This is a genomic window from Methylocystis rosea, from assembly GCF_003855495.1.
Classification (GTDB): Bacteria; Pseudomonadota; Alphaproteobacteria; order Rhizobiales; family Beijerinckiaceae; genus Methylocystis; species Methylocystis rosea_A.
Genome location: NZ_CP034086.1, coordinates 1,587,501 through 1,612,741, shown reverse-complemented (window position 1 = coordinate 1,612,741; position 25,241 = coordinate 1,587,501). Strand labels below are relative to the sequence as shown.

25 protein-coding genes and 1 tRNA gene (1 of these 26 only partly in view) are annotated in these 25,241 nt (G+C 63.8%); 13 read left to right on the top strand and 13 right to left on the bottom strand.

Annotated features, from left to right (window positions below; all coding sequences use genetic code 11):
- Positions 1-57: 57 nt before the first annotated feature.
- Positions 58-1,080: a tRNA lysidine(34) synthetase TilS gene (gene tilS, locus EHO51_RS07830; protein ID WP_124738410.1), complete on the bottom strand. Its 1,023-nt coding sequence runs from the start codon at positions 1,078-1,080 to the stop codon at positions 58-60.
- A gap of 38 nt (positions 1,081-1,118) precedes the next feature.
- Positions 1,119-2,105 carry a tol-pal system protein YbgF gene (ybgF, locus tag EHO51_RS07825; RefSeq protein ID WP_124738409.1) on the bottom strand — a complete coding sequence of 329 codons (987 nt, stop codon included), beginning with the start codon at positions 2,103-2,105 and terminating at the stop codon, positions 1,119-1,121.
- Between the two features lie 241 nt (positions 2,106-2,346).
- On the opposite strand from ybgF, the gene EHO51_RS07820 reads away from it, so the two are divergent.
- From EHO51_RS07820 to EHO51_RS07810, 3 genes are all read left to right on the top strand, one after another.
- Positions 2,347-3,156, top strand: coding sequence for a nuclease (locus tag EHO51_RS07820; RefSeq protein ID WP_245434804.1), 810 nt, complete (start codon positions 2,347-2,349; stop codon positions 3,154-3,156).
- Positions 3,134-4,603 carry a M48 family metalloprotease gene (locus EHO51_RS07815; protein ID WP_124738407.1) on the top strand — a complete coding sequence of 490 codons (1,470 nt, stop codon included), beginning with the start codon at positions 3,134-3,136 and terminating at the stop codon, positions 4,601-4,603. Before EHO51_RS07820 ends, EHO51_RS07815 begins: the two co-directional genes overlap by 23 nt.
- Before the next feature lie 119 nt (positions 4,604-4,722).
- Positions 4,723-5,604, top strand: a complete 882-nt coding sequence (locus tag EHO51_RS07810; protein ID WP_205789003.1) for an RNA polymerase factor sigma-32 — start codon at positions 4,723-4,725, stop codon at positions 5,602-5,604.
- A gap of 42 nt (positions 5,605-5,646) precedes the next feature.
- Here the strand turns inward: EHO51_RS07810 and EHO51_RS20840 are convergent, their stop codons facing one another.
- Positions 5,647-6,789 carry a CarD family transcriptional regulator gene (locus tag EHO51_RS20840; RefSeq protein WP_245434802.1) on the bottom strand — a complete coding sequence of 381 codons (1,143 nt, stop codon included), beginning with the start codon at positions 6,787-6,789 and terminating at the stop codon, positions 5,647-5,649.
- Between the two features lie 674 nt (positions 6,790-7,463).
- On the bottom strand, positions 7,464-7,802 hold the full coding sequence (gene fdxA, locus EHO51_RS07800; protein WP_124738405.1) for a ferredoxin FdxA: 339 nt from the start codon (positions 7,800-7,802) through the stop codon (positions 7,464-7,466).
- A 121-nt stretch (positions 7,803-7,923) separates the two neighbouring features.
- Here fdxA and EHO51_RS07795 point away from each other — a divergent pair, with 121 nt between their 5' ends.
- Positions 7,924-8,748 (top strand): RMD1 family protein, encoded by an 825-nt coding sequence (locus EHO51_RS07795; protein WP_018408482.1) that lies wholly within the window; start codon positions 7,924-7,926, stop codon positions 8,746-8,748.
- On the opposite strand, the gene miaA is transcribed toward EHO51_RS07795, so the two are convergent.
- Complete coding sequence (gene miaA / locus EHO51_RS07790) at positions 8,711-9,652, bottom strand: tRNA (adenosine(37)-N6)-dimethylallyltransferase MiaA (RefSeq protein ID WP_124738404.1); 942 nt, start codon at positions 9,650-9,652, stop codon at positions 8,711-8,713. The genes EHO51_RS07795 and miaA overlap by 38 nt on opposite strands.
- Positions 9,653-9,679: 27 nt before the next feature.
- Here miaA and serB point away from each other — a divergent pair, with 27 nt between their 5' ends.
- Positions 9,680-10,582 carry a phosphoserine phosphatase SerB gene (gene serB, locus EHO51_RS07785; RefSeq protein ID WP_124738403.1) on the top strand — a complete coding sequence of 301 codons (903 nt, stop codon included), beginning with the start codon at positions 9,680-9,682 and terminating at the stop codon, positions 10,580-10,582.
- A gap of 66 nt (positions 10,583-10,648) precedes the next feature.
- Here serB and EHO51_RS07780 read toward each other — a convergent pair whose 3' ends face one another.
- The 3 genes from EHO51_RS07780 to hflK all read right to left on the bottom strand — a co-directional run bounded on the left by EHO51_RS07780 (position 10,649) and on the right by hflK (position 14,263).
- Positions 10,649-12,136 carry a Do family serine endopeptidase gene (locus EHO51_RS07780; RefSeq protein ID WP_124738402.1) on the bottom strand — a complete coding sequence of 496 codons (1,488 nt, stop codon included), beginning with the start codon at positions 12,134-12,136 and terminating at the stop codon, positions 10,649-10,651.
- A gap of 64 nt (positions 12,137-12,200) precedes the next feature.
- On the bottom strand, positions 12,201-13,127 hold the full coding sequence (hflC, locus tag EHO51_RS07775) for a protease modulator HflC (protein WP_124738401.1): 927 nt from the start codon (positions 13,125-13,127) through the stop codon (positions 12,201-12,203).
- Entirely contained in the window at positions 13,124-14,263 is a 1,140-nt protein-coding gene (hflK, locus tag EHO51_RS07770; RefSeq protein ID WP_245434801.1) for an FtsH protease activity modulator HflK, read from the bottom strand. Before hflK ends, hflC begins: the two co-directional genes overlap by 4 nt.
- Before the next feature lie 118 nt (positions 14,264-14,381).
- Here hflK and EHO51_RS07765 point away from each other — a divergent pair, with 118 nt between their 5' ends.
- On the top strand, positions 14,382-14,765 hold the full coding sequence (locus EHO51_RS07765; protein WP_124738400.1) for a YidH family protein: 384 nt from the start codon (positions 14,382-14,384) through the stop codon (positions 14,763-14,765).
- 102 nt (positions 14,766-14,867) lie between these two features.
- On the opposite strand, the gene EHO51_RS07760 is transcribed toward EHO51_RS07765, so the two are convergent.
- Positions 14,868-14,957: transfer RNA gene (locus EHO51_RS07760), tRNA-Ser, on the bottom strand.
- Between the two features lie 869 nt (positions 14,958-15,826).
- On the opposite strand from EHO51_RS07760, the gene EHO51_RS07750 reads away from it, so the two are divergent.
- Positions 15,827-16,099, top strand: a complete 273-nt coding sequence (locus EHO51_RS07750) for a hypothetical protein (protein WP_124738398.1) — start codon at positions 15,827-15,829, stop codon at positions 16,097-16,099.
- A 67-nt stretch (positions 16,100-16,166) separates the two neighbouring features.
- Here the strand turns inward: EHO51_RS07750 and EHO51_RS07745 are convergent, their stop codons facing one another.
- Entirely contained in the window at positions 16,167-17,099 is a 933-nt protein-coding gene (locus tag EHO51_RS07745; protein WP_245434800.1) for a hypothetical protein, read from the bottom strand.
- A gap of 1,010 nt (positions 17,100-18,109) precedes the next feature.
- On the opposite strand from EHO51_RS07745, the gene EHO51_RS07735 reads away from it, so the two are divergent.
- The 4 genes from EHO51_RS07735 (at position 18,110) to cmk (ending at position 21,375) form a co-directional block, all read left to right on the top strand.
- Complete coding sequence (locus EHO51_RS07735; protein ID WP_124738397.1) at positions 18,110-18,445, top strand: hypothetical protein; 336 nt, start codon at positions 18,110-18,112, stop codon at positions 18,443-18,445.
- A 201-nt stretch (positions 18,446-18,646) separates the two neighbouring features.
- Positions 18,647-18,832 (top strand): hypothetical protein, encoded by a 186-nt coding sequence (locus EHO51_RS07730; RefSeq protein ID WP_124738396.1) that lies wholly within the window; start codon positions 18,647-18,649, stop codon positions 18,830-18,832.
- A gap of 573 nt (positions 18,833-19,405) precedes the next feature.
- Entirely contained in the window at positions 19,406-20,752 is a 1,347-nt protein-coding gene (aroA, locus tag EHO51_RS07725; protein ID WP_124738395.1) for a 3-phosphoshikimate 1-carboxyvinyltransferase, read from the top strand.
- Positions 20,749-21,375 carry a (d)CMP kinase gene (cmk, locus tag EHO51_RS07720; RefSeq protein WP_124738394.1) on the top strand — a complete coding sequence of 209 codons (627 nt, stop codon included), beginning with the start codon at positions 20,749-20,751 and terminating at the stop codon, positions 21,373-21,375. Before aroA ends, cmk begins: the two co-directional genes overlap by 4 nt.
- A gap of 7 nt (positions 21,376-21,382) precedes the next feature.
- Here cmk and EHO51_RS07715 read toward each other — a convergent pair whose 3' ends face one another.
- Positions 21,383-22,501: a helix-turn-helix transcriptional regulator gene (locus tag EHO51_RS07715; protein ID WP_124738393.1), complete on the bottom strand. Its 1,119-nt coding sequence runs from the start codon at positions 22,499-22,501 to the stop codon at positions 21,383-21,385.
- A 128-nt stretch (positions 22,502-22,629) separates the two neighbouring features.
- On the opposite strand from EHO51_RS07715, the gene gluQRS reads away from it, so the two are divergent.
- Positions 22,630-23,538 (top strand): tRNA glutamyl-Q(34) synthetase GluQRS, encoded by a 909-nt coding sequence (gluQRS, locus tag EHO51_RS07710; protein ID WP_124738392.1) that lies wholly within the window; start codon positions 22,630-22,632, stop codon positions 23,536-23,538.
- Positions 23,539-23,548: 10 nt separating this feature from the next.
- On the opposite strand, the gene EHO51_RS07705 is transcribed toward gluQRS, so the two are convergent.
- On the bottom strand, positions 23,549-23,746 hold the full coding sequence (locus tag EHO51_RS07705) for a type II toxin-antitoxin system VapB family antitoxin (RefSeq protein ID WP_124738391.1): 198 nt from the start codon (positions 23,744-23,746) through the stop codon (positions 23,549-23,551).
- Positions 23,747-24,082: 336 nt separating this feature from the next.
- On the opposite strand from EHO51_RS07705, the gene EHO51_RS07700 reads away from it, so the two are divergent.
- A complete protein-coding gene (locus EHO51_RS07700; protein WP_124738390.1) occupies positions 24,083-24,349 on the top strand; it encodes a phosphopantetheine-binding protein in 267 nt (88 codons plus the stop codon).
- A gap of 49 nt (positions 24,350-24,398) precedes the next feature.
- Here EHO51_RS07700 and EHO51_RS07695 read toward each other — a convergent pair whose 3' ends face one another.
- Positions 24,399-25,241, bottom strand: partial view of a M23 family metallopeptidase gene (locus tag EHO51_RS07695; protein ID WP_124738389.1) — the 3' portion only. It continues 1,173 nt past the right edge of the window; only the last 843 of its 2,016 coding nucleotides appear in the window; the start codon falls outside the window, past its right edge; the stop codon is at positions 24,399-24,401.

The window sequence follows — 25,241 nt, the reverse complement described above, 5'->3', positions numbered from 1 at the left end:
GACTTGGCCGTTTCGGACAAGTTCGTCCCGCCAAAGCCAAATTTGCTAAGTCAAGCTTTAGCGGCGAGGCGGCGCCGGACGCAGCCGAATTCGTCGGCCGTTCGCTTCAATCGAGACATCTGCAAGCGTCAGGCGGACCGACCCGTGCGCAGCCAGCGCAGCGGCCACTCGCGCGCTGGCGCGCTCCAAGCGTTCGAGGCGAAGCACAGCCGCGGGCGCGATGCGCAGGATCGCGATTGCGAGCACGCGTTGAAGAATTTCCAGCGGCGCCTCGCACAGCGTCGCAGCGTCGAACTCAATACATGACGCTTCGTTCCGATGCAGCGCGCGCGCCAGCATTTCGGCGGCGCAATGCACCAGCGCGGCGTCGGCGCGCGCCGCACGCGATCCAAGCCGCAGAAGCGCGTCTCGACCGAGCCCCTGCGCGGCGAGCATGGGCGCCAGCCTGCGCAGCCGCACGCGCGCGAAGCTTTCGTCTTCATTGGACGGGTCGCGAAAGAACGGTTGATCTGCGCGCGCGCAGACCGCCTCCAACTCCTCTTTGCGAAAGTCGAGCAGCGGTCGCAGCAGCGTGATGTCCGCGCAACGCGCGACGCGCGCCATGCCGGCAAGCCCGGCGACGCCGGAGCCGCGCGTCAGACGAAACAGGATTGTTTCAATCTGGTCTTCCGAGTGATGCGCAAGCACGATGGCTGATGCGCCGATTCGCTGCGCGCAGGCGCTCAGCAGCGCGTAACGCGCGCGCCGCGCGCGCTCCTGGAGGCGCGTCGAGGGCTTCTCTCCCTCCCACGTCAACAAATGGTGATCGTAGCCCAAAGCGCGCGCCCAGCGGCCGACCTCTTCAGCCTCCGCGCGCGCTTCTTCACGCAAGCCATGATCGACCGTCGCCACGGCGATGTCGTGCGACGACCGCAAAGACCACTCCGCGCAAAGCAGCATCAAGGCGACGGAGTCGGGGCCTCCTGAAACCGCGAGCAGCAACGAGGGGTAGGGCGCGAGGAGATCGAGCGCGTTTTCACGATTTCCCTCGCGCGAGTCGTCGTCGATGGCGGCGAGGTCTTCCGTCTCCGTGCGCGGCATGCCCTAGGCCGTAAGGGCGCCGACCGCAGCGCGGACGGCTAGCATTGAATTTTTTTGCTTTCGCGTTGAGCCGCTTCGCGGACTCGCGTCGCCGCCTTGGGAAATTTGACGTTGATCTCGGAATAGGAGGCGCACGCCTGCTCCTTCGCGCCCATTGCGCTCAGCGATTGGCCGAGCCGCAACAGCGCTTCCGGCGCCTGCGCCGAGTCGCCGTATTTCGTCGAGATTTCCAAATATCTTTCGGCCGCCTCGCGGTGCCGTCCGCGCAAAAAGAAGCTCTCGCCCAGGTTGAATGTCGCGGCGGCGGCGAGCTTGCTCTTGCCGTTCTTGGATAGAAACGTCGAGAGCGACCTCTCGGCTTCCTCATATTTGCCGGCGCGCAATGCGCCCACCGCCTCATCATACTGCTCCTTGGGCCCGGCGACCGGCGGCGCGGCGGCGATCTCCGCGGGCGCCGGCTGGTCGCCGACAAGCCGGCCATGGGCGATATCCAGCGGCTGACCTGCTTCGCGCACAGGGGCCGTCGTCACCGAGCCCGTTGTTCGCGCGGCGCTTTCCAGCGGCGCTGACGGAGTGGTTGTGCCGAGCGGCCGCGGCGCGCCCGGCGCAGACGGCTGTATGGAGGGATCAAAGGCGTCGCCGCGCTTGCCCGCGTTGGCGCTCGTCTCGGGCGCCGTCTGCGCCACGGTTGATGGAGCCGTTGGCCCGTGCGGCGCAGCCTCCGAGTGCGGCTCGGGCTTTGCGGCGCGCAGCTGCTCTTCCAAAAGCTGTACCCTATGCTGCAGCTCCTCGTTCTGCCCGGTCAATCGGCGTAGCTCGCGCTCCAACCGATCAATCCGCATCGCCGCCGCACCCGACCCCGGTCCAGCCTCGGGACTTTCATAAATATCCGATGGCGGAACATTGTAGGTTTGAGCATGACGGAGGTCGCCCTCGGGTCGAGGATCTCCATAGACGTCAAGCGCCTGAGCGGCGCCCGCCGCAAATAAGGGAAGGGCGAAGATGAGGGCGTAGCGTGTGAACATGGTCGCGAAGGCCGAGACTTGCGCTAGAGCAGGTTCTAAAAAAGCTGACAGACTTTTTCGGTGAGAACCTGCTCCAGCATTGCGAATTTGCGCAATTCCTTATCGATCACATGATTCCCTGTGGTCGGGAAGCGCTCTAAGGGCGTCGCTCAATCGACGCAGCGTGACAGCGCCTTACCATAGGCGCCCATTCGGCTAAAATTAGGCGATGCGGTCGTTTGGTCTCATTTGGGTTCAAACAATGGCGGTGGCCTCGTTTGTGGCCGCTGGTTGGCCGTCCTGCGCCGAGTCGCTGCCCCCTGCCGCCGAAACCGGAGAGTGCTCGCTCGAAGGCGCGGTTCCGGCGACCGTCGCCGCCATCGATGATGACTTCGAACTGCTGCTCGATGACGGCCGCCGCGCCGCTCTCGCGGGCCTCGACTTTCCGCCGCGGGAAATGGCGGAGCTGCGCGCCGCCATCCGCAGCCGCCTGTCGTCGTGGCTCGTCGGCCGAGACATATTCCTGGGGGCTTTCGCTTCGACACTGGACCGCTGGGGCAGGGCGCCGGCGAGGATTTACGCAAGCCCGGCCGACGGCGGCGATGCGGCGCCCCTCGCATCCGTGGCGGCCGCGCTGCTCTCGGCTGGCGAGGCGCGCTTTCGTCCGGATCCGACGGCCGCCGCCTGCGCCAAGGCGTATCTGGCCGCCGAAGCCCCGGCGCGCGATGCGGGCGTCGGACTTTGGTCACGGCCGGAGTTCCGCCCGATCGACATCTCCGCGCCCGGCGCAGTGGAGGATTTGAAGCGGCGTAAGGGAATGATGGTCGTTGTCGGCGCCATCCGCTCCGTCGGCGAGTCGCGGCGCGCTTTTTACCTTAATTTTGGCGACAAATGGCGCGATAGCTTCACGGTCGTGATTCTGCGACGCAATTTGGCTGTGTTCGGGCAAATCGAGCCCCGCTCGCTCGTCGGGCGGCGAGCGCGCGTACGAGGGCTTATTGAGACCGGGGCTCGCATCGAAATCGCTACGCCAGCCGAGATCGAGTTTGTTGACGGCGTCCCCTCTCGTTAGGCGGACGGCGCTCTCCCTGCTGGCTGTCGTCGGCTTGGCGATCGGAGGCTGCGCGGAGCTCGAGCGGCAAGGACAGATCTTTACCGCTCCATTGCCTCCCACGCGGCCGACTGGTCCGCGAACCGATAATCGCAGCACGGTTCAGCATAAGGAGCTCGTCGCCCAATTCGGCGGCGAATATGAGGCTCCGGGCGCAGAGCATTACCTTGATGGCATTCTCGCCAAGCTCGCCAGCGTCAGCGAAACGCCCGGCCAGCCAACCTACAAAGTGACAATTCTCAACACGCCGGTCGTCAACGCCTTCGCGCTGCCCTCCGGCAATCTTTACGTCACGCGCGGACTGCTGGCGCTTGCCGGCGACGCTTCGGAGGCGGCGGCCGTGATGGCGCATGAAATTGCCCATGTTTCGCTGCGTCACAGCGCGCTCCGCGCCGAACGCGAGCGTGAGGCGGCGATCATCTCGCAGGCCGCGGCGGTGATTCAGAACCGCCAGAAAGGCGACGAGGTGCGGTCCAGTCAGCGGCTCTCCGTCGCGAGTTTCTCCCGTCAGCAGGAACTCGACGCGGATGCCGCCGGCGTCCGCGTCATCGCCAGAGCCGGCTTCGACCCGTATGGCGCTTCGCGCTTCCTGACGGCGCTGGGTCGGTCCTCGGATTTGCGCGCGGCGCTTTACGGAAAGAAGAAGTCGCTCGACTTCGACATTATGTCGACGCATCCCTCCACCCCCGACCGCATCACAAAGGCTGTTGCTGCGGCGCGACAAATCGGAGCGCCAGGGATCGGAGTCGCCGACCGGAGCGGCTATCTCGAGGCCATCAAGGGCGTCGCGTTCGGCGACGATCCAATGGAAGGCTACGTCCGCGACCGCAAATTCACCCATCCGCGACTGCGCTTCGCCTTCACCGCGCCAGAGGGCTTTCTTCTGGAAAATTCCAACGAAGCGGTATTCGGCGTGCGCGAAGCCGACAATGAAGCCTTGCGGCTCGACAGCGTGCGCCCGCCGTCGGACGAGAATCTCGAAGCCTATGTCGGCTCCGGCTGGGTCGACGGCCTGCTTCCTTCCTCCGTGCGCAAGATGGACATCAACGGGCTACCCGCCGTCATCGCTGTCGCTCGGGCGGGGGAGTGGAATTTCCGGCTGGCGGTGATCCGGTCGGGTGAGTTTCTCTACCGCCTGATTTTTGCAGCGCGCACATTGACCGACCAGGCCGACGCGCTCTTCATGGAGTCGATCAGATCCTTCCGCCGGCTCGGCCCAGATGAAACCACTGACGCGCGGCCCTTGAAGATTGCGGTGGCCGTCGCCGCACCGGGCGACGCGATCGAAACGATGGCCGCAAAGATGGTGGTTCCGAACCGGCCAGCCGAACATTTTTTGCTGCTCAACGGGCTGTCCGCCGGCGACGCCCTCACCGCCGGCGAACATTACAAAATCGTAACCGAGTGAATCTCGGTTTTTGCTCCCTTTGGGAACAACTCCAGCGCCTGACGGTTATTCGAAACAAGGGAAATCTTGGCGCGCGGACTCCCACCATTAGTGGCGGAAAGCCGCGTATGGAGGGCGTCATGGCTTATATGCCTGGATTGGGGCGCGAATTAATTAAGGCTGCGGCCGAGGCGCCTTTTTTAGAACGCGATGAAGAAAAGCAGCTTGCGATCGCCTGGCGCGAGCGGGGTGAGGCTCCAGCGCTTCATAAGCTGGCCGCCGCACATATGCGCCTCGTCATCGCGCTTTCGGCGAAGTTCAGACATTACGGATTGCCCCTCTCGGATCTTGTCCAGGAGGGTCACGTCGGGCTCTTGGAGGCCGCGGCGCGGTTCGCGCCGGAGCGAGACGTACGCTTCTCCACCTACGCGACATGGTGGATCAGGGCGTCGATCCAGGATTACGTATTGCGCAACTGGTCGATCGTGCGGGGCGGCACAAGTTCGTCGCAAAAGGCGCTGTTCTTCAATTTGCGTCGCTTGCGTGCGCGGTTGGCGCGCGAAAATCACGGCGCGAGTTCAACCGATACCTATCAGGCGATCGCAAACGCGATCGGCGTTTCGCGAGCTGACGTGGAGATGATGGATTCTCGGCTATCGGGGTCCGACGTTTCGCTGAACGCCCAGCTCGTCGACGACGATACCTCCGGCTCCGCGCAGAGGATGGATTTTCTTGTCGACGAGAAGCCGCTCCCCGACGAAGTCGTCGAGGAGACTCTGGATTCGGATCGGCGCGCGCGCTGGCTCAAGGATGCGCTGACGATTCTTTCGGAACGCGAGTTGCGTATCGTGCGCGAGCGTCGGCTGGCGGAAAATCTGGTGACGCTTGAGACGCTGGGCGACCGCCTTGGCATTTCCAAGGAGAGGGTGCGGCAGATCGAAAGTCGCGCCCTGATCAAATTGAGGCGCGCGCTGTCGCGGATGCAGGAGTCGGCGACGCCCGATGAGGCGGCAAGAGTGTAAGAAAAAACCCCGGAAGTTGCTTCCGGGGTTTTTTGTTGCCGATTAGGCGGCTCGGTCTACGTCAGCTTCATCCCCGCCATCATCGCCCGCGTCCCCCTCCGCCTTCGGCCCGCGGCGCGGGCCCTTTAGCAGAAAGGACTCGATCAACTTCAGCGATTCCGAATCGATGAGCTTGCGCACGGCGGCGACTTCACGCGCCATGCGGTCCAAGGCGGCCTCGTAAAGCTGGCGTTCCGAGTATGACTGCTCGGGCTGAGTATCGGACCGGTACAGGTCGCGAACCACCTCGGCGATGGTGATGAGATCGCCCGAGTTGATCTTCGCCTCATATTCTTGAGCGCGGCGCGACCACATGGTGCGCTTGACGCGCGCGCGGCCGCTCAGCGTTTGCAGCGCCCTGTCAACGACGGCCGTCTCGGCGAGTTTCCGCATACCGACGCTGACGACTTTGCTGGTGGGCACTTTGAGGGTCATCTTGTCCTTGATGAAGCTCACGACAAAGAGCTCCAGGCTGAAGCCCGCGACCTCTTGCGTCTCCACGCCGACGATCTGTCCGACGCCGTGCGCGGGATAGACGATGTATTCGTTGAGCTTGAAGCCGGGCTTGGCGGAGGGCGTCGCCGGCTTCGGCTTGGCGGGTATGCCCGGGCGTGCGCCGACGCCGGGCGCCGCCGAGGTCTCCTGAGAAGTCGCGAGGGGCGGGGGCGCGACGACCGTCTCTACAACGGATTTTTGCTCCGCCTCCACGAGGGGACGCGGCTTTGCCGCCGCGGGCGCGACTGGCGCGGCCGGCTTCTGCTCGACGGGCCTGGCTGTCGGCTGCTTGGCCGCCGGCTGCTTGGCCGCCGCGGTCGGCGTCGCCGCTTCGGCGGGCTTCGCCGCCGCGGTCTTGGGCGTGACAGGGGTCGCCGCCGGCGTCTTCGCGCTGGCGCTCACCTTTTCCACCGCCGTTTTGGCCGCCTTCGCGGCCACGGCGCGCTTCGTCGCGCTCTTACCTGCGACCGCGGTCTTGCCTGCGACCGCAGTCTTGGCGCTCGACTTCGCCGCCGGCTTAACGGCGGAGGCGCGGGCGACGCTGCGAGCGCTCGTCGCTGTCCGACGCGTCGCCGCAGCGCGGGCCGGGGTCTTGGCGCTTTTGTCTTTTGCAGGTGATTTCGATTTCGTCGTCGTTGTTTTGGCTGTCATCGTTCTCGCGGCTTTTGCGGAGGTTTTTGCGCTTGCTTTCCGGCTCGAAGCGGCGGCGGCGGCGCGCGTGGGCTTACCTGCCGAGGCGGCGCGGTTGGCCGGTTTCTTCGACGTCGAACTCTTTTTCGTCGCGCCGCTCTTGACGGCTCGCGTAGCAGCCGTCTTGGAGCCAGCGGCCGAGCCCTTGCCGCGCGCTGCTGCGGTGGAGGCAGTCGCAGGCGACTTTTTCTCGGTTTTGTTGGAGGGCATACGCGGGCTACTCCTATGCTGTCCCGCTGTGGAGACGGGACCATCGCTGACTCGCGCATGCCGCCGGCGAAAAAGCCACGGCGGCGCCGCGAAGGCGGCTAGTGGAAACCTTGCTAGCGCCGCATACCCAACAGCCGGCCAACGGGCTGGCCCTCGAGAAGAGAGGCTTCGAATTTCTCGCGAGACGGTGACTGGCGCCGCATCGCCCCTTCGACAAGGCGTGCATTTAGTGTGTGATTTATAACACGCCCACACGTGAAAATCAAAGGCATATGCGCGCGAGCGGCGCCTGCGCTGAGACCGCAAACTACGCTAACTTATTATCAGAGCTTACGTTTTAGATTAATTAAGGATGTGGAAACTCATCATGCGCAAACTTGCGCGCCGGGATTCGCAAGTTGGGCGCCAGAAGCTATGAACGCCGTTCAGTCTCCCTCGCCAGCCTCCGGCGAAAAGAACTGCTCGAATTTGGCCGGCTTGCCGTCCCATTCCTTGGCGTCCGAGGGCGGCTCCCGCTTGACGGTGATGTTGGGCCAGTTCTGCGCCATCTCGGCGTTAAGCTGCAGCCACTGCTCCAAATTCTCTTCCGTATCAGGCTTGATGGCGTTAGCTGGGCACTCGGGTTCGCACACGCCGCAGTCGATGCACTCGTCCGGGTGGATCACCAGCATATTTTCGCCTTCGTAGAAACAGTCCACCGGACACACTTCAACGCAGTCCATATACTTGCACTTGATGCAGTTTTCCGTGACGACATAAGTCATAAGGGTGATCTCTCCCGCGACCTTGCCGCTTGCTAGCTTTTTTGCCAGCGTCACGCAAGGCGAGCAGAACGAGGGCGTGCATCAGAGATATAATTGCGCTTGCAACCCACAAGGTCAGCAAATGGTCGAAACGATAAATTCGCCCGCGACGACCGCGATCAGCCGGCAGGCGCTGACGGCGCGCGCCCTGCTGCTTGGCGAGCGGATCGACACCGACGGGCTCGAACGGGCGGATCTCGTTTCCACGGCGCCTCTCGCGTTTCACGCCGGGCAGAGCGGATTCGCCGTGCTCTACCGCTTCGGGGTCGCCGTTCTCTTCGGCCTTTCGCCGCTGGAGGAGGATGAGATCGTCCAAAAGATCGGCCTTCGCGTTGCGGGCGCGTCGCGGGGCGACGACGAGACGTTGATCATCGAAGCGACTCCCGACGGCGAGGAGAAGGCGCTGCCGGATGGACGCCTCGCGGTAAAGGACCTTTCCGAAGCGCGGTTGCTGGTGATCGCCGACGTCTTGGCGAAAAGCGTCGCCCTGGGGCGCGACGAGCGGCGCGTCAACGCCGTCTTCGACACGATCGAGCCCTTCGCCGCCGAACTCGCGGCGAGGGGCAGCCCGCCATGGAAGCGTAAATCCATGTTGGAGCTCATGGGCCAGACTCTGCTCGTGCGGCACCGCGTTTCCGGCCGCGTCGCCGTTGACGACAAGCCGGATGTGCTTTGGGACCGGCCTGACCTCGAAAGGCTCTATGCGCGCCTCGAGGATGAGTACGAACTCACGCCGCGAGCCCGCACGCTCAACGCCAAGATCGATGTGATTGGCGAGACCGCCCGCGCGCTGACCGATCTCATCGACGCGGCGCGCTCGGTGCGGCTGGAGTGGACGATCATCATATTGATCGCGATGGAGATCGTCCTCACCCTGTTCCAGATGTGGGTGGCGCGCATGAGCTGAGCGCGTCTTCGACGTCGCGCAGCGGCGTTTCGCCAGCAATCCATTCGAAATTCGGGAGCTGGTGTCGCGCGAAGGTGAACTGACGCTTGGCGTAACGGCGCGTATCGAGCTGACTGCGTAAAATCGCTTCCGCAAGCGTCAGTCGTCCGTCGAGATAAGCGATGAGGTGGGGCACGCCATGCGCGCGCATCGCCGGCAGCGACGGATCCAGTCCCCGCGCCTTGAGCGCCGCGACCTCGTCGAGCGCGCCCGCTTGCGTCATTCTCTCGAAGCGCGCGTCGATGCGCGCGTAAAGCGTCTCGCGCTCGGGCGCGAGGAAAAAGGCCGCGCATTCCGACGCTTTCAGAATCGGCGGGCTGCGCGGACCCTGAAAGGAAACGAGCGGCTTGCCTGTCGCCTCCAGGACTTCCAAAGCCCGCAACAGCCGCTGCGGATCGGTCTTGCGCAGCACGGCGGCCGTTGCGGGGTCGCGCGCGGCAAGTTCGGCATGAAGCTGCTGCGGGGTCTTGTCCTGCGCCCAGGCGCGCATCGCTTCGCGCACGTCGCCGGGCACGGCCGGAATGTCCGAAAGTCCGTAAAGCGCCGCCCTGAAATACATTCCCGTGCCGCCGACGAGAATAGGCGTCAATTCGCGCGCATCGAGGTCGCATAGAGCGCGTGCGAGATCCTCGAGCCAGCGTCCGACGGAATAGTTCGTCACCGCATCGACGTGGCCAAAGAGAAGATGCGGCGCGGCGGCTTCCTCCTCGATCGTCGGGCGCGCGGTGACGATCCGCAAGTCGCGATAGACCTGCATCGAATCGGCGTTGACGATTGCGCCGCGCCGGCGGCGCGCGAATTCGAGCGCTAGCGCGGACTTGCCCGAAGCGGTTGGACCTGCAATGAGAATGGCGCGTGCGCGCATGGCGCTATTGCCGCTGAAACGGTGGAGATGTCAAAGCCCATCGAGTACGTCGCGACCTTCGTCGCCGGACGGGGCGCGGCGCTGAACGAACGCGCGGTGTCGGGCGCGCTATACGACTCTGGATTGATCGACGCAGAGCGTGATTGGCTCGCGCCCGATCATGCCGTTGACGCGTTCCTGTCGGGGGCGGGGCATGACCTTGCCGATTTGCGCGCGCGGCTGCAGGTGGCGGTCGCGGACGATCCGATCGACGTCATCGTTCAGCCGACGATGGGCCGGCGCAAGAAACTGCTGGTCGCCGACATGGATTCGACCATGATCGGGCAGGAGTGCATCGACGAGCTCGCTGACCTCGTCGGCTTGCGCGAACATGTCGCGGCGATCACCGAGCGCGCGATGCGCGGCGAGGTCGCGTTCGAGGGCGCCTTAAGGGAGCGGGTCGCGCTGCTTGCGGGCGTGACCCTCACGCAGCTCGAGACGCTGCTGACGCGCATCACTCTGACGCCCGGCGCGCGGCGGCTTGTGCGCACCATGCGGGCGCATGGCGCCCATACGGCGCTCGTGTCGGGCGGCTTCACGCAATTCACAGAGCCCGTCGCCGAGCGCATCGGCTTTCATGAGACGCGCGCCAATCGCCTCGAAATTGCTGATGGCGCGCTGACGGGCGCGGTCGTTGCGCCGATCCTGGGAAGCGAAGCCAAGCGCGCGTCCCTTATCGGATTGCGCGAGGCGCAAGGACTGTCGCGGGAAGCGACGCTGGCGATCGGCGACGGCGCCAATGATCTTGCCATGCTGCGCGAGGCGGGTCTCGGCGTCGCCTTTCACGCCAAGCCGAAAGTGGCGCAGGCGGCGGATGCGCGTATCGACCATGCCGATCTGACCGCGGCGCTCTTCGCGCAGGGGTATAGGCGCGAGGAGTTTGTCGACTGACAGCCTCCTCCTTCTGCCTCCCCCGGGGGTGAATCCCTCTCCCGCCGCAGGCGGAAGAGGGCTAGGTCACTCCACCGGCAATGCGACGAAATGCGCGTCGCCTTGGCCGTTCGCGACGATCAGCAGCGCCGTCTTCTTGCCCGCGCCTTTGAGGGTCTTGATTTTCTTGAGCACGTCCGCCGGGTCGCTCACCGCTTCCTGATTGACCTCAAGCAGCACCTCGCCCGCCTGCAGGCGTTTCTCGGCCGCCTCAGACCGGGGATCGACGGCGGTGATGACAACGCCGACCTTAACGGTGTCCTTGATCTGATAGCGCGACCTCAACGCATCCGAGAGACGCGACAGTTCCAGCCCCAGCACGCTCTGCGAGGACCCGTCGCCGCCGCTTTCAGACTTCTCCTTTTCGTCGCCGTCCTTTGACGCGACCTTCTCCCCGTCCTCAAGGCGACCGAGCTTGACGGTCTTGGTCTGCTCCTTGCCGCTGCGCACGACGACGAGTTCGACATCCTTGCCGACCGGGGTCGCGGCGACGAGCTTGGGCAAATCGCGCGACTCCTTGATGGGCTTGCCGTCGAATTTGACGATCACGTCGCCGACCTTCAGCCCCGCCGGCTTGGACGGGCCTTTGTCGTCGACGCCGGCGACGAGCGCGCCGCGCGTCGCGCCGAGGTTGAGCGTTTCCGCGATGGCGTCGTCGATATTTTGAATCCGGACCCCGAGCCAGCCGCGGCGCGTCTCGCCGAATGCTTGCAATTGCTCAATGACGGGCTCCACGGTATTCGCCGGCGTCGCGAAACCGATGCCGACCGAACCGCCAGATGGCGACAGGATCGCGGTGTTGATGCCGATGACTTCGCCGTCCATGTTGAACAGCGGTCCGCCGGAATTCCCCTTGTTGATGGAGGCGTCGGTCTGAATGTAGTTGTCGTATGGACCGCTATCGATGTTGCGGTTGCGCGCCGAAACGATGCCCGCCGTCACCGATCCGCCGAGTCCGAACGGGTTGCCGACGGCGAGCACCCAGTCGCCCACTTTCGCCTTGTCGCTATCGCCGAATTTAACGGCTTTCAACGGCTTTTCCGGCTTCACCTTCAGAACCGCCACGTCCACTTTCTGGTCCTTGCCCAGGACTTCCGCCTTGAGCTTCTGACCGTCGTTGAGGATCACCGTCACCTCATTGGCGTCGGCGATGACATGGTTGTTAGTGATCACGATGCCGGAGGGATCGATCACGAAACCGGAGCCGAGCGAACTCGATCTGCGCTGACGCGGCATTTCCGGCATTCCCTGGCCACGCCGCCGGAAGAATTCCTCGAAAAGATCGTCGAACGGCGCGCCAGGTCCGACTCCGGGCGGCAGGTTGGGGCCTTCGTTCCGGGAGCTGCGTTTCGCGTCCACCGTGGTGGCCGAAATATTGACCACGGCGTCCGAGACCTGGGTGGAGAGTTCGGATAGCGAATCGGGACCTTTCGCCTGCGCCGGAGCGACGACGAGGTAGAGTACGGGCGCGGTCGCGAGGATCGCTCTCGCGGCGCGACGAAGTGCGGACGTCATGCGTTATGTCTCCTGTCGAGGGACAAGATATGCCCGGGCGCGGCTCAACGCACGCGCTTGCGGGTCACTTTTTTTGGTTTCGCTCCGGTTCCGATTGGTCCGCGCTCAGCGCGGCGCTCGCCTCCGGAGCTGAGAAAAAACGGAAGAATTCCGATCGCGGACTGATCAAGAATCGCGTCTCCCCCGGCTTGAAAGCGCTCTCATAGGCTTGCATCGACCGATAGAAAGCAAAGAAGTCGGGATCCCGGCCAAAAGCTTCGGCGAAGATGCGGTTGCGCTCGGCGTCGCCTTCGCCCTTCATCTGGTCGGCCTTTTGTTGCGCTTCGGCTTTTAGCACAACGACGTCGCGGTCGGCCCTGGCGGTGATTTTTTGCGCCTGCTCCGAACCCTGGGCGCGATATTCGGCCGCCTCGCGCTGGCGCTCGGTCTGCATGCGCCCGAAAACCTTTTCGGAGATCTGCTGCGGGAGATCGACGCGGCGAATGCGCGCGTCAACGACCTGCACCCCGAACTTTCGCGCCTCGCGATCCGCCTGCTCCTTGATCTTCACCATCAACCCGGCGCGCTCGTCGCGCACGATCTGCTGCTGGTTGGCTTCGCTCAGCACGCGTCGGACGGCGGAGTTCAACACCGAACCAAGCTGATTATTCGCGCCCATGACGCTGTTAACGGTCTGATAGAACCGCAACGCGTCGACGATGCGATAGCGGATGAAGCTGTCGACCTCGAGTCGTTGATTGTCGGCGGCGAGAACTTCCAGATTCGGGCTCTCGACGTCGAGAATGCGGTTGTCGAAGGTGACGACATTTTCGACAAGCGGAAATTTGAAGTGGAGGCCGGGCTCGGTGATGAGTCCTCGGCCGGGGACGGGCTCGCCAAACCGCAGCACCACCGCTTGTTCGGTTTGCGATACGGTGAAGAGGGCTCCGCCAATGGCGATGACGCCGATAAGAAGCGCGACGGCGAGCGCGAAGAGAAGGCCGGACCTCATTTGCGGCCTCCTTGGAAGGGCGTAAAGGCGGGCAGGGGCACGAAGGGCGTCACGCCGCCGCCGGCTTTCGACGGATCGTCGAGAATGATTTTCTCTGAGCCGCCCAGCACGCGCTCCATCGTTTCAAGATAGAGACGCTGGCGGGTGATCGTGGGCGCGTTTTTATATTGAGCGTAAATCTGCTCGAAACGCGACGCCTGGCCGCGCGCCTCTGCGACGATCTGTTCGCGGTAGGCTTCGGCCTCCTGCAGAATGCGTGCGGCCCCGCCGCGCGCTTCCGGAACAACTCGATTGGCGTAAGCTTCGGCCTCGTTGCCGAGACGCTGCAAATCCTGCTGGGCGGCGGTCACGTCGCGAAAAGCCGCGATCACCTGCTGCGGCGGATCGACCGAAAGCAAGAGCACCTGCAGCACCAGCACCCCGGCGTGATAGTCCTCGAGCACCTTCTGCATCAACGCCTGACTGGCGGGCTCGATCAACTTGCGATCGGCGGTCAGAATCTTTTGAATTTGCGTCTGGCCGACGATCTCGCGCATGGCGCTTTCGGCCACGGCCTTCACCGTTCCTGGCTGATTGGCGACGTTGAAGGCGTAATCTTCCGGCTTCGCGGGATCAATTTGCCAGATGACGCGAAACTTGACGTCGGCGATGTTCTCGTCGCCGGTCAGCATCAGGCTTTCTTCCGGCGCTTCCGGCCCTCGAGGCGCGGAGACCGACCCACGGCGGCGCCCTTCTGAGACGACGCTCGGCTCTTCTCGGAAACCGACGTCGGTGATGTTACGGTCGGTAACCGCTAGCTTGACAACCGACCCTATCGGACCCGGAAGATTGTAGTTCAGGCCCGCCTGAGTCTTTCCCATATATTTGCCGAAGATCAGGTTGAGGCCGATCTCGTTGGGTCCGACGGTGTAAAGCCCGGAGAGTAGCCATGCGAGCACGGCGACCAGCACAAGTATCGCGAGCCCGCGTCCGCCGAATCCGCTCGGCAGAATCTTTTTCAAGCCTTCCTGGCTACGGCGCAGCATCTCTTCGAGGTCCGGCGGCTGACCGCCGGAGCCTTGTCCCCAGGGACCTCCGGGCTGACCCCACGGATTGTTATTTTGATTACGCGGCCCGCCTTGATCGCTCCAGGGCATGTCGTCTCGCATAAAGAGGAATGGGGCGGCGCTCGCGCCGCGTTTGGCAATGTTATAGGCATTCGCCGGCGCTGCGGCAATGACGCGCCCGGTTAGCGCTCGTGCGGAGGAGAGGGGCATGATTCGCGATTACACCAACATCGCGGCCAATGAGCGGACCTTCCTCGCCTGGGTTCGAACAGGCATTGCCGTCATCGCTCTCGGCTTCGTCATCGAGCGATTCAATCTCTTCCTATTGAGCATCGCCGGCGCGGTGAGCGTCGACGCCATACGACTGCACATTCATCGTTTGGATCATCCGGCGGGCCGCTACGGCGGCGAGGCGCTCATTGGCGCAGGCGTGATGCTGATCGTGATTTCGACGATTCGTTTTATCCATACCGCACGATTGCTCGCGCGCGACGAGCCCTATACGGCGCGCGCGACGAGCGTCAGCCTGTATTTCCTCGCCGTGCTGCTGCTCACCATCGCCGCGTTCAGCGCCTATCTCGCGATCGCGTGAGCGTCACGTCGATGTCGCGGCGGAGAGGGAAGCGCTCGTTCGTCCGCGGAACGACGCGGGCGCGCCCCGTCGATGTGCAGGCGCGGCAGAACGATATCTAACTGGCGGAGACGGTGGGATTCGAACCCACGATAGGGTTTCCCCTATAACGATTTAGCAAACCGTCGCCTTCAGCCTCTCGGCCACGTCTCCATGCGCCCGCAATAATGCCGCGGAGCGCAAAGGACATATGCCAAAGCCTCGGCGCAATGGCAAGAGAACGCCTGCTAGGGCGTCGCGCCGAACGCTGAGCCCGGCAATCACAAATCCAAGGGGCTTTTCTTCGCCAACGCGCGGCCTGCGTCGAGGGGCAATCTGCGTCACCTCAATGAATTTGCTCGACTGCCGCAGCCATATCCGGGACCAATCGCACCCGATAGCGGGCGTTCGCGCAGGTCAGCAGCCACACCTGCTCGTCCGGTCTGGAAGCACGCGGGTCGCGCTTTGCGGCTTGGGGCGAGTCGCAGGTGTATCCCTGACTTCGGATATGCGCCGCGACAATGTCCGCGGCCGTGGCCTGCGCCCAAGCGGGGGCCACAAACACGGGCGTAAAGGGCAGAAGAACCGCTAGCCGAAATATCCGCATCGTCGCCTCCATCGTCCCGGCGCATCGCTGGCGCCTCGGGTTATCGCCGCGATAATAGCGGAGCGCCGCGACGAGAGGGCGCCGGCAAGCAGCGGGACGTGACGCCTGAGCCAGTTGGCGCCCGCAGCAGAGCATCAGGTTTAGGACAATTCGGCAAGACGAGTTTGAGGAGACGCGCCTCGGCTCTTCATTCTCTCGCTTGCGTGCTCGCGCCGCCTCGACTCCCGTGGCAAGCGAAGCGAAAGCAGCGCCGGCACGAAGGAATAGGCGCGATCACCCGGCCTCAAAAAAATTGGCATGCGCGCCGATCAGACAAGGCGCCGCTGTGACCGAGCCAGCGAAATTATTGGCGAAGATCGCTCCAGCCTGCGCGTTATGTGTTAACATTCAACACGGCGCGCCTCGCGCCGGGCGAAACGAGCCCGAGGAGGCGACGATGAACAATCGAATATGCTCTTGCATCCCGCCGCCGGTCGGATGGAGCGTCAACCGGCAAACCCATCCTGCAATCACTCAAGCGATTTTCGCTCTATCGAATAACGAGCGAACGCCTGAAGCGATCTGGGAGGCGCCTGCGCCAGAAGAGTGGCGGAGGATTTCCGAACTCGTCGTCGAATATGTCATTGACGGCGATTTCGCCGTCGACAATGGCAAATTCGCCTGGGGACCGTTCGAAACGCTTCGCCTCTTGCCGGCGCGTCGCAACTGACTGCGATCGCGTCGAAGGCGCACGCGAGCGCGATGACTTTCTCCGGGCTGCGCGCTCGCGCCGATGATCAGTAGCGAGGATACATCGGCGGTTCGAAGGGGCCGGGCTCAAAGCCGTCGAGTTCTCGCGCGAATTGGCGCTGACGCGGAGCCGCGGCGCGCGATTGTCCGCGCGCATTCCCGAGAATTTCTCCGCTCTCCGTGACGACCACCCAACGACCGCCGCGTTCCTGAATGGCGATCACCCGACCAACGCCCGGCACGACTTCGCCGGGCTCGACGCCGATCATGCCCCTGTCCGATTCAATAAGCGCGGCGCCGTGATAAACGTCGCGCACCCTGTAGCCGCCAACCACTTTCGAAGCTGGCGCAATCGTCTGAACGGGCGTCATGTCGACTTTGGCGTTTTCGTTCCCAGCGGCGCGCGCGACTTTGGCCTGATTCTTTTCGGGCAAGCGCGTCGCGGGCGCAGCTTTCGCCGCGACGGCGGCAGCTTGGTTTTCGACAGCGGGCGGAGGAGGGCTGGCGGCCTGCGCGCGATCCCGGTCGGCCTGTTGTTGTTTCGCCACGGCGTCGAGTTTTGCGCGCAGCTCCTGAACTTCATCTTGAAGAGCGGCGATCCGACGCTTCGACGCTTCGTCCAACACCGGGATCGTGACTTGCTGGGGCGCCGGCGCCTCAGCCTTTTGAACTGCCGCGTCCTTGGAACGGTCTGGCGTATAAAAATGCGTGGCCGCAAGTCCGGCAAGACCGATCAACGCGGCGATCAGACCATAGCGGACCGGTCGGGCGCCGCGGCGGTCGATGACGATCTCCACCGGCAGTTTTGCTGGCGGGCCGTGTCTTTTCGGCTGTGGCGGCTCCGGCGGAATGATGAGGTCGTTCATGCGTGGAATCCCACCTTCGGAATAGGGCGGAGATTCCTGCATGCGCTTGAATCGCGGCGAAATGGCGTCGATTCTGTTGCGCGGCTGCGCCTTACGCAGAGGCCGTGCGGTCATGAGATGAGAGCGTCGCCCGGCGTGAATCGCTCAAGTTATTTGAAGGAATGTGGGACAGGCGGCGTATTGAGAGGCCGGGGACCCGGCGAGGCCGTCATCACCGTATAGAGTCGCTCAAAGAAGCAACTCGAATCATAAGGCTCCACGCCCCTGTTGCATTCAGGCCGGGGAATATAGAGCGGGGGTTGCAGGTGATCGGAGAGGGCGATGCAGACAGGGTCGATGTAAGGTTTTCCGACGTTGTCCGTGACGATCGGGTGGCCGCATTGATCCACAGGCGGCGCCGTGTCTGCGCCCGCTGTGATTGGCGGAGGAGCCGCATGCTTCTGCTTCGCCTCGGCGGCGCTGGAGAGCGCGACGGCCAAAACAGCAATGGCAAGGGCTCCTTTGTTGAACGTGGCGCACACGCTTCGACCTTGATTTCGGCGGCGGCGTACAGCGGAGACCGCGAGACAAGTGCTTTTCAACGAGATCCTCACGGTGCGCCTCTCGAATTCGGTGTCGGTCCGATCCAGCCTTATAGCCGATAGCCTGCTGCCCGCGAAGGCGGAGGGCAGAGCGCCGAGGCTGAGCGGTCGGCTTGGCGCCGAGTTCGACTCTGGAGCGGCGGTGAGCGGATGAGGACTTGGAAAGACGGCGCGCGTTTTCCGTGTCGTCTAACCCTCTATCAACTAGGTATTTTCCACAGGTGGAGCACTGCTGCGCCGAAGGCTAGGAAGAACCATTGATCTGAACATTGCGGCAATCACAACAGTTGTAGTGGGCTGCGGCTTGGTCTCATTGATCGGACCGAATTTCGCGGCGTATGTCTAGGGCGAGACGCTGGCCGTCTCGCCCTTCTTTTCAGCGCTCTACAGAAATCTTCGTCGCTCGATCGAGCCGATCAGCGCTTCTAACCTGGCGCGCATTACCTTGGCCTCGACAAAAACGTTTTGAACACCAAATATAAGGCGACGATCCAGCTTCTCGCGTGGGCGTCGCAATTGGTTTTCAGACGAGCGGAGGCAGACATGCGAATTACATTGAAATCGATCGTCACGAGCGCCCTGTGCAGCGGCTTGATCGCGACGACCTTGTCAGCCAATGCTTGGGCAGGCCCGATGAACGTCGTGCGTTCCGAGGGCATGGCGCCACCCTCTTTAACGGATCAAATCTACTATCGGCGCTACCGGGGCGGCTATTATCGGCCTGGGTATAATCCGGGCGCAGCTGCAGCGGCTGCAGCCGCCGTGGGCGTCCTCGGGGCCGCCGCAGCGGCAGGCGCTTACGCACAACAACCGTATTATTATGGTTATCCAGCCTATGGCTACCCAGCTTACGGGTATCCCGACGGCTACGGATGGTAATAGCGGCGGTTCGCCATTAAGCGGCGGCGGTTTTATGATGACCACCGCCGCCAACGCGCAGGTTCAGGATGCGCGCGTTTAGTGCGCGCGCTTCATCGCTGTCGCCCAAGCGCGAACGGCAACGATAATTCGATGTTGCAGTCTCTCTGACGCTTCTCCTTCTCGCCACGCGGACCATTTACATCTGTGTGGAGACATTTCATGCTCGATCTCGCCTATGTGACGTTACTAGACTTTCTCTCTCGATCGCCGCCTCTGAGGGTCGGCAGAGATGAGCCCTGTGAGCCGCGGTTCGTGCCAATCGTCGGCGAGGGTAAAGACAGTCGCGAAGAAGCGGCGCCGCCGGACATTGCCGGCGATCGCCCCGAGAAATCCTCGCGGGCCTAGCTCAACGCTCAGCACTGCGCTGTGAAGCCGATGACTGTCAGTCGTCGGGGCGCACTGGGTCAACGTCGCTTCTGACGAAATGTAGAGCTCAGGGCGTCATTTAAATTGCGGCGCGGCCCCTACCACAACTTAGTGACAGAAATATAACTCCCCGCATGCGCTCACTTCGTCGCGGCGCTGCTGGGAGAGTAAGATGTCAAAAGCAATCTTGGCCGCAGTTTTGGTTGTGCTGTTTGGTTCAAGTTCGGCTCTCGCGAAGAGCCCCAGATGTTTTGAAGGTTACGTCAGGTCGCCCTGCGGTCCACCTCCGCCATACTACGTCGAGGGCATGACGTATTGGGGGTATGGGCTGCCTCATGCCGAGCCGCAGGATCCCACCGGCCGAATAGTGCTTGAAGGCGCGGCGGGGGCAGGAGCGCCGGACGGCGATTAGCCGCCATACTGCGGTGACGGCGGGCGCAGCGCGAGTCGCTGCGCCTCATTCCGCCGGCCGACGCCGGTCGGCGCTGTTGAGCATCGTCGCCAAAAGTGCGAAGCGGAGGGCGATTGAATCGCGCTCCACCGAAAGCGACTATGCCGCACGCCGCCCATGCTCACGCTCCCGCCGCCCCCCTCAGCGCCCATAAATCCGGGCCGCTTGCGGGCCGCGTGCGCCCGCCGGGCGATAAATCCGTCTCGCATCGCGCGCTGATCTTCGGCCTGCTCGCGATCGGCGAAACGAAGATCGAAGGGCTTCTCGAAGGGGAGGACGTGTTGCGGACGGCGCAGGCCTGCCGCCAGCTTGGCGCGAAGATCCTGCGCCATGACGACGGCCGCTGGAGCGTCTGGGGCGCCGGGCTCGGCTCGCTCCTGCAGCCCACCGAGACCCTCGATTTTGGCAACGCCGGCACCGGCTCGCGGCTGATGATGGGCGTCGTCGCCGGCCACCCGATCCTCGCGCGCTTCGACGGCGACGCTTCCTTACGCAAGCGGCCGATGAAGCGTATTCTCGATCCTCTGGCGCTGCAGGGCGCCCAGGTTCTGGAGCAGGCCGAGGGCGGCCGCCTGCCGCTGGTGCTGCAGGGATCTAGCGAGCCCTTGCCGGTCGAATACAAGACGCCCGTCGCCTCGGCGCAGATCAAATCCGCGGTGCTGCTCTGCGGACTGAATTCGCCCGGCCAGACGACGGTGATCGAGGCCGAGGCGTCGCGCGATCACACCGAAAAAATGCTCGCGCATTTCGGGGCCAAGGTCGTGAGCGCGCCTCACGGCCCGCATGGCCGCAAGATTACGCTCGAAGGGCGCCCGGAAATGATCGCACGCGACGTGCGGGTTCCCGCCGATCCGTCATCGGCCGCCTTTCCGCTCGTCGCCGCATTGATCGTCACGGGCTCCGATATTGTCATCGAAGGCGTCATGACCAATCCGCTGCGCAGCGGTCTGCTGACGACGCTGCAGGAAATGGGCGCCGATGTCGCGTTGGAGAACAGGCGCGAGGAGGGCGGCGAAGAGGTCGCCGACGTTCGCGCGCGCTTCTCGCATCTTGCCGGCGTCGACGTGCCGGCGGCGCGGGCGCCCTCAATGATCGACGAATATCCGATCCTCGCCGTCGCGGCGTCTTTCGCGAACGGCGAAACGCGCATGCGCGGGCTCTCCGAATTGCGGGTCAAGGAATCGGATCGGCTGGAGGCGGTCGCCGCCGGGCTTAAAGCCAATGGCGTCGACTGCGAGATCGTCGGCGACGATCTTATCGTGCGCGGCGGCAGGGTCGCCGGCGGCGGCATGGTCGAGACGCATCTCGATCATCGCATCGCCATGAGCTTTCTGGTCATGGGGCTCGCCGCAGAGAAGAAAGTCACAGTCGACGACGAGACGATGATCGCGACGAGCTTTCCGGCGTTTCGACCGCTCATGGAGCGACTCGGAGCGCGCTTCTCGTGAGCTTCGTCATCGGGATCGACGGCCCCGCGGCGTCGGGGAAGGGCACGCTGGCGCGACGTCTTGCGGCGCATTACGGCCTGCCGCATCTCGACACCGGCTTGCTTTACCGCGCAACGGCCTGCGCGCTGCTGGAGGAGGGGCTGCCGCTTGACGACGTCGAAGCCGCGGTCGCCGCCGCGCGCAGCCTATCGCTCACCGACTTCGACGAACAGCGGTTGCGCGCCCGCGACATGGGCGAGGCGGCGTCCGTCGTCGCCGCCATGCCGGCGGTGCGCGCGGCGCTCGTCGACATGCAGCGCGGCTTCGCGGCGCGGCCGGAGGGCGCCGTCCTCGACGGTCGCGACATCGGCACGGTGATCTGCCCCGACGCGAAGGTGAAGATTTTCGTCACCGCAGCGCCGGAGACGCGCGCCACCCGCCGCGCTCTGGAGCTTGCGCGCGCGGGCGAAGACGCCGACTACGCCGCCATTCTCGAAGATGTGAAGAAGCGCGACGCCCGCGACAGCGCCCGCAGCGCCGCGCCGCTGAAGGCCGCCGCCGATGCGGTGACGCTCGACACAAGCGATCTCGACATCGAGGAGGCTTTCGCGGCCGCGCTTGCGATCGTCGAGGCGCGGCGCTGAACTTTACTTACAACTGAGACTGTTCAAGTTCGAGCGGCGGACGCCAAAGCTTTGGCTGCGCCGCCAACAGCGCGACAATCTGGGATTGCCTGTTCGCGCCGGTTTTCGCGAACACCGATTTCACCTGGCTGCGAATGGTGCTCAACTTCACCTTGTGACGTTGCGCGATCTGATCGAGGCTCAGTCCCTCGGCGAGACTCCCCGCGACGCGCGCCTCGGTCGGCGTCAGATCGAAGAGGCTTTGCACCAGCGCGGCGTCCAACGCCGCTGGCCGCGTAAGATGCGTGATCGTCAGCACGCCCAATCCGCCGCCAAAAAGATCGCGCGCATTGCCGGTGACGGGGATCAGATGCATCACCACCGGTCGTTCGCCAGTTCCCTTTGAGGGAAAAGACCTTACCGAGGCTGCGGCAGGATTGCCGAGATCGGCGATCGCGCCCCGCAACAATTTGTCAGCGGCGGGCTCAATGAGCGCGATCCGGTCGCGCGGCATCCAGACATGATGCGAGGAGAGATCTTCGATCAGCCCATTGGCCGCAAGCACGCGCCCGTCGACATCCAGTATCGCCGCCGGAATGCCGAGGGTCGCGAGCGCCTCGGTCGCCGATCGTAATCTCTCAAGTCGCCAGCGGGCGGCGAGCAGACCGGCGCGGGCGAGATGTGGGCGCAGCGCGTCGAGGCGGTCCAGTTCCGCGGGGCCGAAAGGCGGGTCTCCCTTTCGCCGCTTGACCTGAAACATCACGAGATCGCCATTGAGCATCGGCACCGCGGTCGCCGTGCAATGATGAATGCCGTTGGGCGCGCACCACTCCTTGATGACGGGCTCCTCCGCATATTCCTCTTCGGTGAAGCCTTCCTGGTCCGAGACGAAGCCGGCGCGATTGAAGGCGAGAAGCCGGCCGAGAACCTGGCTTCGCTGAAGACCGCCGCTGCTAAAAAATGCTTCGGCTCCTTTTTCGAGAGCGCCTGAGCAGCGCCAGCCGAGCCATGCGTCGGCCCGACGGGCGATGAGGACGCCGCCGGCGGCTTCCGCAACCTTGCCGATGTCATGCATGATGCGCGGCCAGCAATCAGGATCGGCGGCGGCTTCGTAGATGTCGTCAACAAGAGATTCGAAATCTGGCATGCCTAAATCCAATGGCTTAAAGACTTTAATCGAATCATTTTGAAGCAAGCCTCGGCGCTCGTCCACTGGCGCCGGAATGCCTGCAGTCGATCCGCCGGCGAGTCAGACGCCGCCCGCCCAGTAGGCTGATGACGTCCAAGGAACAACGCGTTTTCCGCTTTGCGCCGTCGCCGAACGGCTTTTTGCATCTTGGCCACGCCTATTCGGCGCTTCTGAATTTCGATCTCGCGCGCCAATGCGGCGGGCGCTTGCTGTTGCGCATCGAGGACATCGATACAGGCCGCGCGCGCCCCGAATTCGAGGCGGCGATCTATGAAGATCTCGCCTGGCTGGGGCTCGATTGGGAGCGGCCGGTCCGCCGCCAGTCCGAGCATTTCGGAGACTACGCCCGCGCGCTCGAGCGCCTGGACACGACGGGGCTCCTTTACGCCTGCGACTGCAAGCGTTCGGACATCGAGCGGATTGCAGCTGGCAAGCCGGGCTGGCCGCGCGACCCGGATGGCTCGCCGCTCTATCCGGGGACATGTTGCGTTAAACCGCGCCGTAAGGCTTGCGAGGTTCTCGCAAAGGGCGGCGTCGCGCTGCGGCTCGACATGCGCATGGCGTCGACGCTCGCGGGGCAGGGGCTGATGTGGCGGGAATTCGGGGCGCTCCCGGGGGCGGAGCGAAGCGATCCGGCCGCTTCGCCTCGCGATGACGGAGAAGGGAGGCTTGTTCCTGCCGATCCGGCGGAGTGGGGCGACGTCGTCCTCGCGCGCAAGGATACGCCAGCGAGCTATCATATCGCCGTCGTCGTCGACGACGCGCTGCAGGGCGTGACTGACGTCGTGCGCGGGAAGGATCTTTTTGCGGCGACGAGCCTGCATCGACTGCTGCAGCGCCTTCTCGACCTGCCGGCGCCAAATTATCGGCACCACGGCCTGGTTCTGGACGAGAAGGGCGAGAAGCTTGCGAAAAGCGTCGCCTCGACGGCGCTGCGCGCCTTGCGCGCAGATGGTTGGACGCCGGCCGATGTGCGTCGGCGGATAGGGTTGTAGAGCGTAGATTCTACTTTGCGGGCGTTCGCCGTCTCGGAGTCATTCGAAGATGTGATTCCGAGCCGCCGAGTCGCGCTAGTCGTCGGGCGCTCTCTCGCTCAAGGAGCGCCTTGAGCGCTTCGCGAACCAGCGCGGATTTGTCCGTAAGTCCGGTGAAATCCTGGGCCTTGGCCACGAGCTCATCGTCGAGCGCGATCTTTGTGCGCATGTGTGCTCCCAACTGAGAAGCACAGAAAGAGCATCGTTTAATGCCGATCACAATGCCGACGCCGATTTTCCGCAGGGCGATCGGGTGAAGGGCTTCCTCATCCTGAGGAGCGTGCGCAGCACGCGTCTCGAAGGACGAGGAAGCCCGTTTTCACGTATTTCTCCTCGCCCTCGTCCTTCGAGACGCCGTCTGCGGCGGCTCCTCAGGATGAGGGTGAGGAAAACAATTCTTCACCCGATTCCCCTGCGGTTCTCCGTGTGTGTCGGCGCACGAACATTTTCTCGGGCTCCCGATAGCCTTGGATCATCGAGTTCCAAAGCGGCAAGGGAGAGCGAAATGTTCGAGACCATCCAAAGCCTGATCGACCAGGAAGGCCAGATCTGCGTTCCGGCGCGCCATCTGACGCCGCGCGCCAATCTCTACGAACTGGGAATGACGCCCTATACGGCGATCCGCCTGCTGCTCGCGATCGAGCGCGAATTTCGCATCGAATTCCCCCGCGACTCGCTCAATCGCCAGACGATGGCGACGATGGAGAATATTGTCCGCGGCGTCCGCGCCGCCCAGTTCGCTCCCGCCTATGAATGGCTCCAGGCGGCCTAAGAGACTGTCGCCGGGCCGCCAGCCCGGAGGCGACTCCAGTGAACGTCGCTTACCGGGCCTGACGAGTCGCCACTTTGGCGCTGTTGTTCGGCGCCTTCGCCATCAGCGAATCAATGCGATCGCGCTCTTTCCTGAAATCTGCGAGAAGCCGGCCCTCGATCTCGCGCGTGCGCGCCAGCTTGACGCGCATCGGATCGACGAAATGGCCATTGACCATCACCTCATAGTGAAGGTGCGGTCCCGTCGACAATCCGGTCGAGCCGAGGAAGCCGATCACCTGGCCCTGCTTGACCCGCATGCCTTCCTTCACGCTGCGCGCAAAGCCTGACATGTGATTGTAGGTGGTGATGTAGCCGTTGGCGTGCTGGATCTCGACGCGCCGACCATAGCCCGAATCCCACTGCGCCTTGATGATCGTGCCATTGCCGGCGGCGAGAATCGGCGTGCCGATCGGCGCCGCCCAATCGACGCCCGTGTGCATCTTGTAATAGCCGAGGATCGGATGGCGGCGCATGCCGAAGCCTGAGCGCGTCTCGCCGATGGCGATCGGTTTGCGCACCAGGAATTTGCGGCTCGAGCGGCCGTTCTCGTCATAGTAGTCGAGCAGACCGTCGTCGGGCGTGAAGAAGCGATAGTAGCGATAGGTTTCGTTACGAGTGGTCAGCGACGCATAGAGCAGCGCGTCGCGACCCGCGCTCGCGCCGTCCTCCGCTTCGTCGTAGAAGATGTCGAACGTATCGCCGCCCGAGACGCCGCGCTGCAGATCGGCGTCATTGGCGAAAACCCGCACCAGCTCATTGATGATCGGCCGCGGGATCTGCTGCTTGAGAGCGGTTTCGTAAAGGGAATCGTAAAGGCGCATGGCGCCTTCGTCTTCCTCGCCCTCATTGTG

Excerpts from the sequence above, each read along its gene's own strand:
- miaA (WP_124738404.1), bottom strand. The coding sequence starts at position 9,652 with ATGCGCGCACGCGCCATTCTCATTGCAGGTCCAACCGCTTCGGGCAAG.
- EHO51_RS07780 (WP_124738402.1), bottom strand. The coding sequence starts at position 12,136 with ATGACGTCCGCACTTCGTCGCGCCGCGAGAGCGATCCTCGCGACCGCG.
- EHO51_RS07730 (WP_124738396.1), top strand. The coding sequence starts at position 18,647 with ATGCTCGATCTCGCCTATGTGACGTTACTAGACTTTCTCTCTCGATCG.
- EHO51_RS07705 (WP_124738391.1), bottom strand. The coding sequence starts at position 23,746 with ATGCGCACAAAGATCGCGCTCGACGATGAGCTCGTGGCCAAGGCCCAG.
- aroA (WP_124738395.1), top strand. The coding sequence starts at position 19,406 with ATGCCGCACGCCGCCCATGCTCACGCTCCCGCCGCCCCCCTCAGCGCC.
- EHO51_RS20840 (WP_245434802.1), bottom strand. The coding sequence starts at position 6,789 with ATGACAGCCAAAACAACGACGACGAAATCGAAATCACCTGCAAAAGAC.
- ybgF (WP_124738409.1), bottom strand. The coding sequence starts at position 2,105 with ATGTTCACACGCTACGCCCTCATCTTCGCCCTTCCCTTATTTGCGGCG.
- hflC (WP_124738401.1), bottom strand. The coding sequence starts at position 13,127 with ATGAGGTCCGGCCTTCTCTTCGCGCTCGCCGTCGCGCTTCTTATCGGC.
- gluQRS (WP_124738392.1), top strand. The coding sequence starts at position 22,630 with ATGACGTCCAAGGAACAACGCGTTTTCCGCTTTGCGCCGTCGCCGAAC.
- EHO51_RS07700 (WP_124738390.1), top strand. The coding sequence starts at position 24,083 with ATGTTCGAGACCATCCAAAGCCTGATCGACCAGGAAGGCCAGATCTGC.
- tilS (WP_124738410.1), bottom strand. The coding sequence starts at position 1,080 with ATGCCGCGCACGGAGACGGAAGACCTCGCCGCCATCGACGACGACTCG.
- serB (WP_124738403.1), top strand. The coding sequence starts at position 9,680 with ATGTCAAAGCCCATCGAGTACGTCGCGACCTTCGTCGCCGGACGGGGC.
- fdxA (WP_124738405.1), bottom strand. The coding sequence starts at position 7,802 with ATGACTTATGTCGTCACGGAAAACTGCATCAAGTGCAAGTATATGGAC.
- EHO51_RS07810 (WP_205789003.1), top strand. The coding sequence starts at position 4,723 with ATGGCTTATATGCCTGGATTGGGGCGCGAATTAATTAAGGCTGCGGCC.
- EHO51_RS07820 (WP_245434804.1), top strand. The coding sequence starts at position 2,347 with ATGGCGGTGGCCTCGTTTGTGGCCGCTGGTTGGCCGTCCTGCGCCGAG.
- EHO51_RS07735 (WP_124738397.1), top strand. The coding sequence starts at position 18,110 with ATGCGAATTACATTGAAATCGATCGTCACGAGCGCCCTGTGCAGCGGC.
- EHO51_RS07765 (WP_124738400.1), top strand. The coding sequence starts at position 14,382 with ATGATTCGCGATTACACCAACATCGCGGCCAATGAGCGGACCTTCCTC.
- EHO51_RS07715 (WP_124738393.1), bottom strand. The coding sequence starts at position 22,501 with ATGCCAGATTTCGAATCTCTTGTTGACGACATCTACGAAGCCGCCGCC.
- EHO51_RS07750 (WP_124738398.1), top strand. The coding sequence starts at position 15,827 with ATGAACAATCGAATATGCTCTTGCATCCCGCCGCCGGTCGGATGGAGC.
- EHO51_RS07745 (WP_245434800.1), bottom strand. The coding sequence starts at position 17,099 with ATGACCGCACGGCCTCTGCGTAAGGCGCAGCCGCGCAACAGAATCGAC.
- EHO51_RS07795 (WP_018408482.1), top strand. The coding sequence starts at position 7,924 with ATGGTCGAAACGATAAATTCGCCCGCGACGACCGCGATCAGCCGGCAG.
- hflK (WP_245434801.1), bottom strand. The coding sequence starts at position 14,263 with ATGCCCTGGAGCGATCAAGGCGGGCCGCGTAATCAAAATAACAATCCG.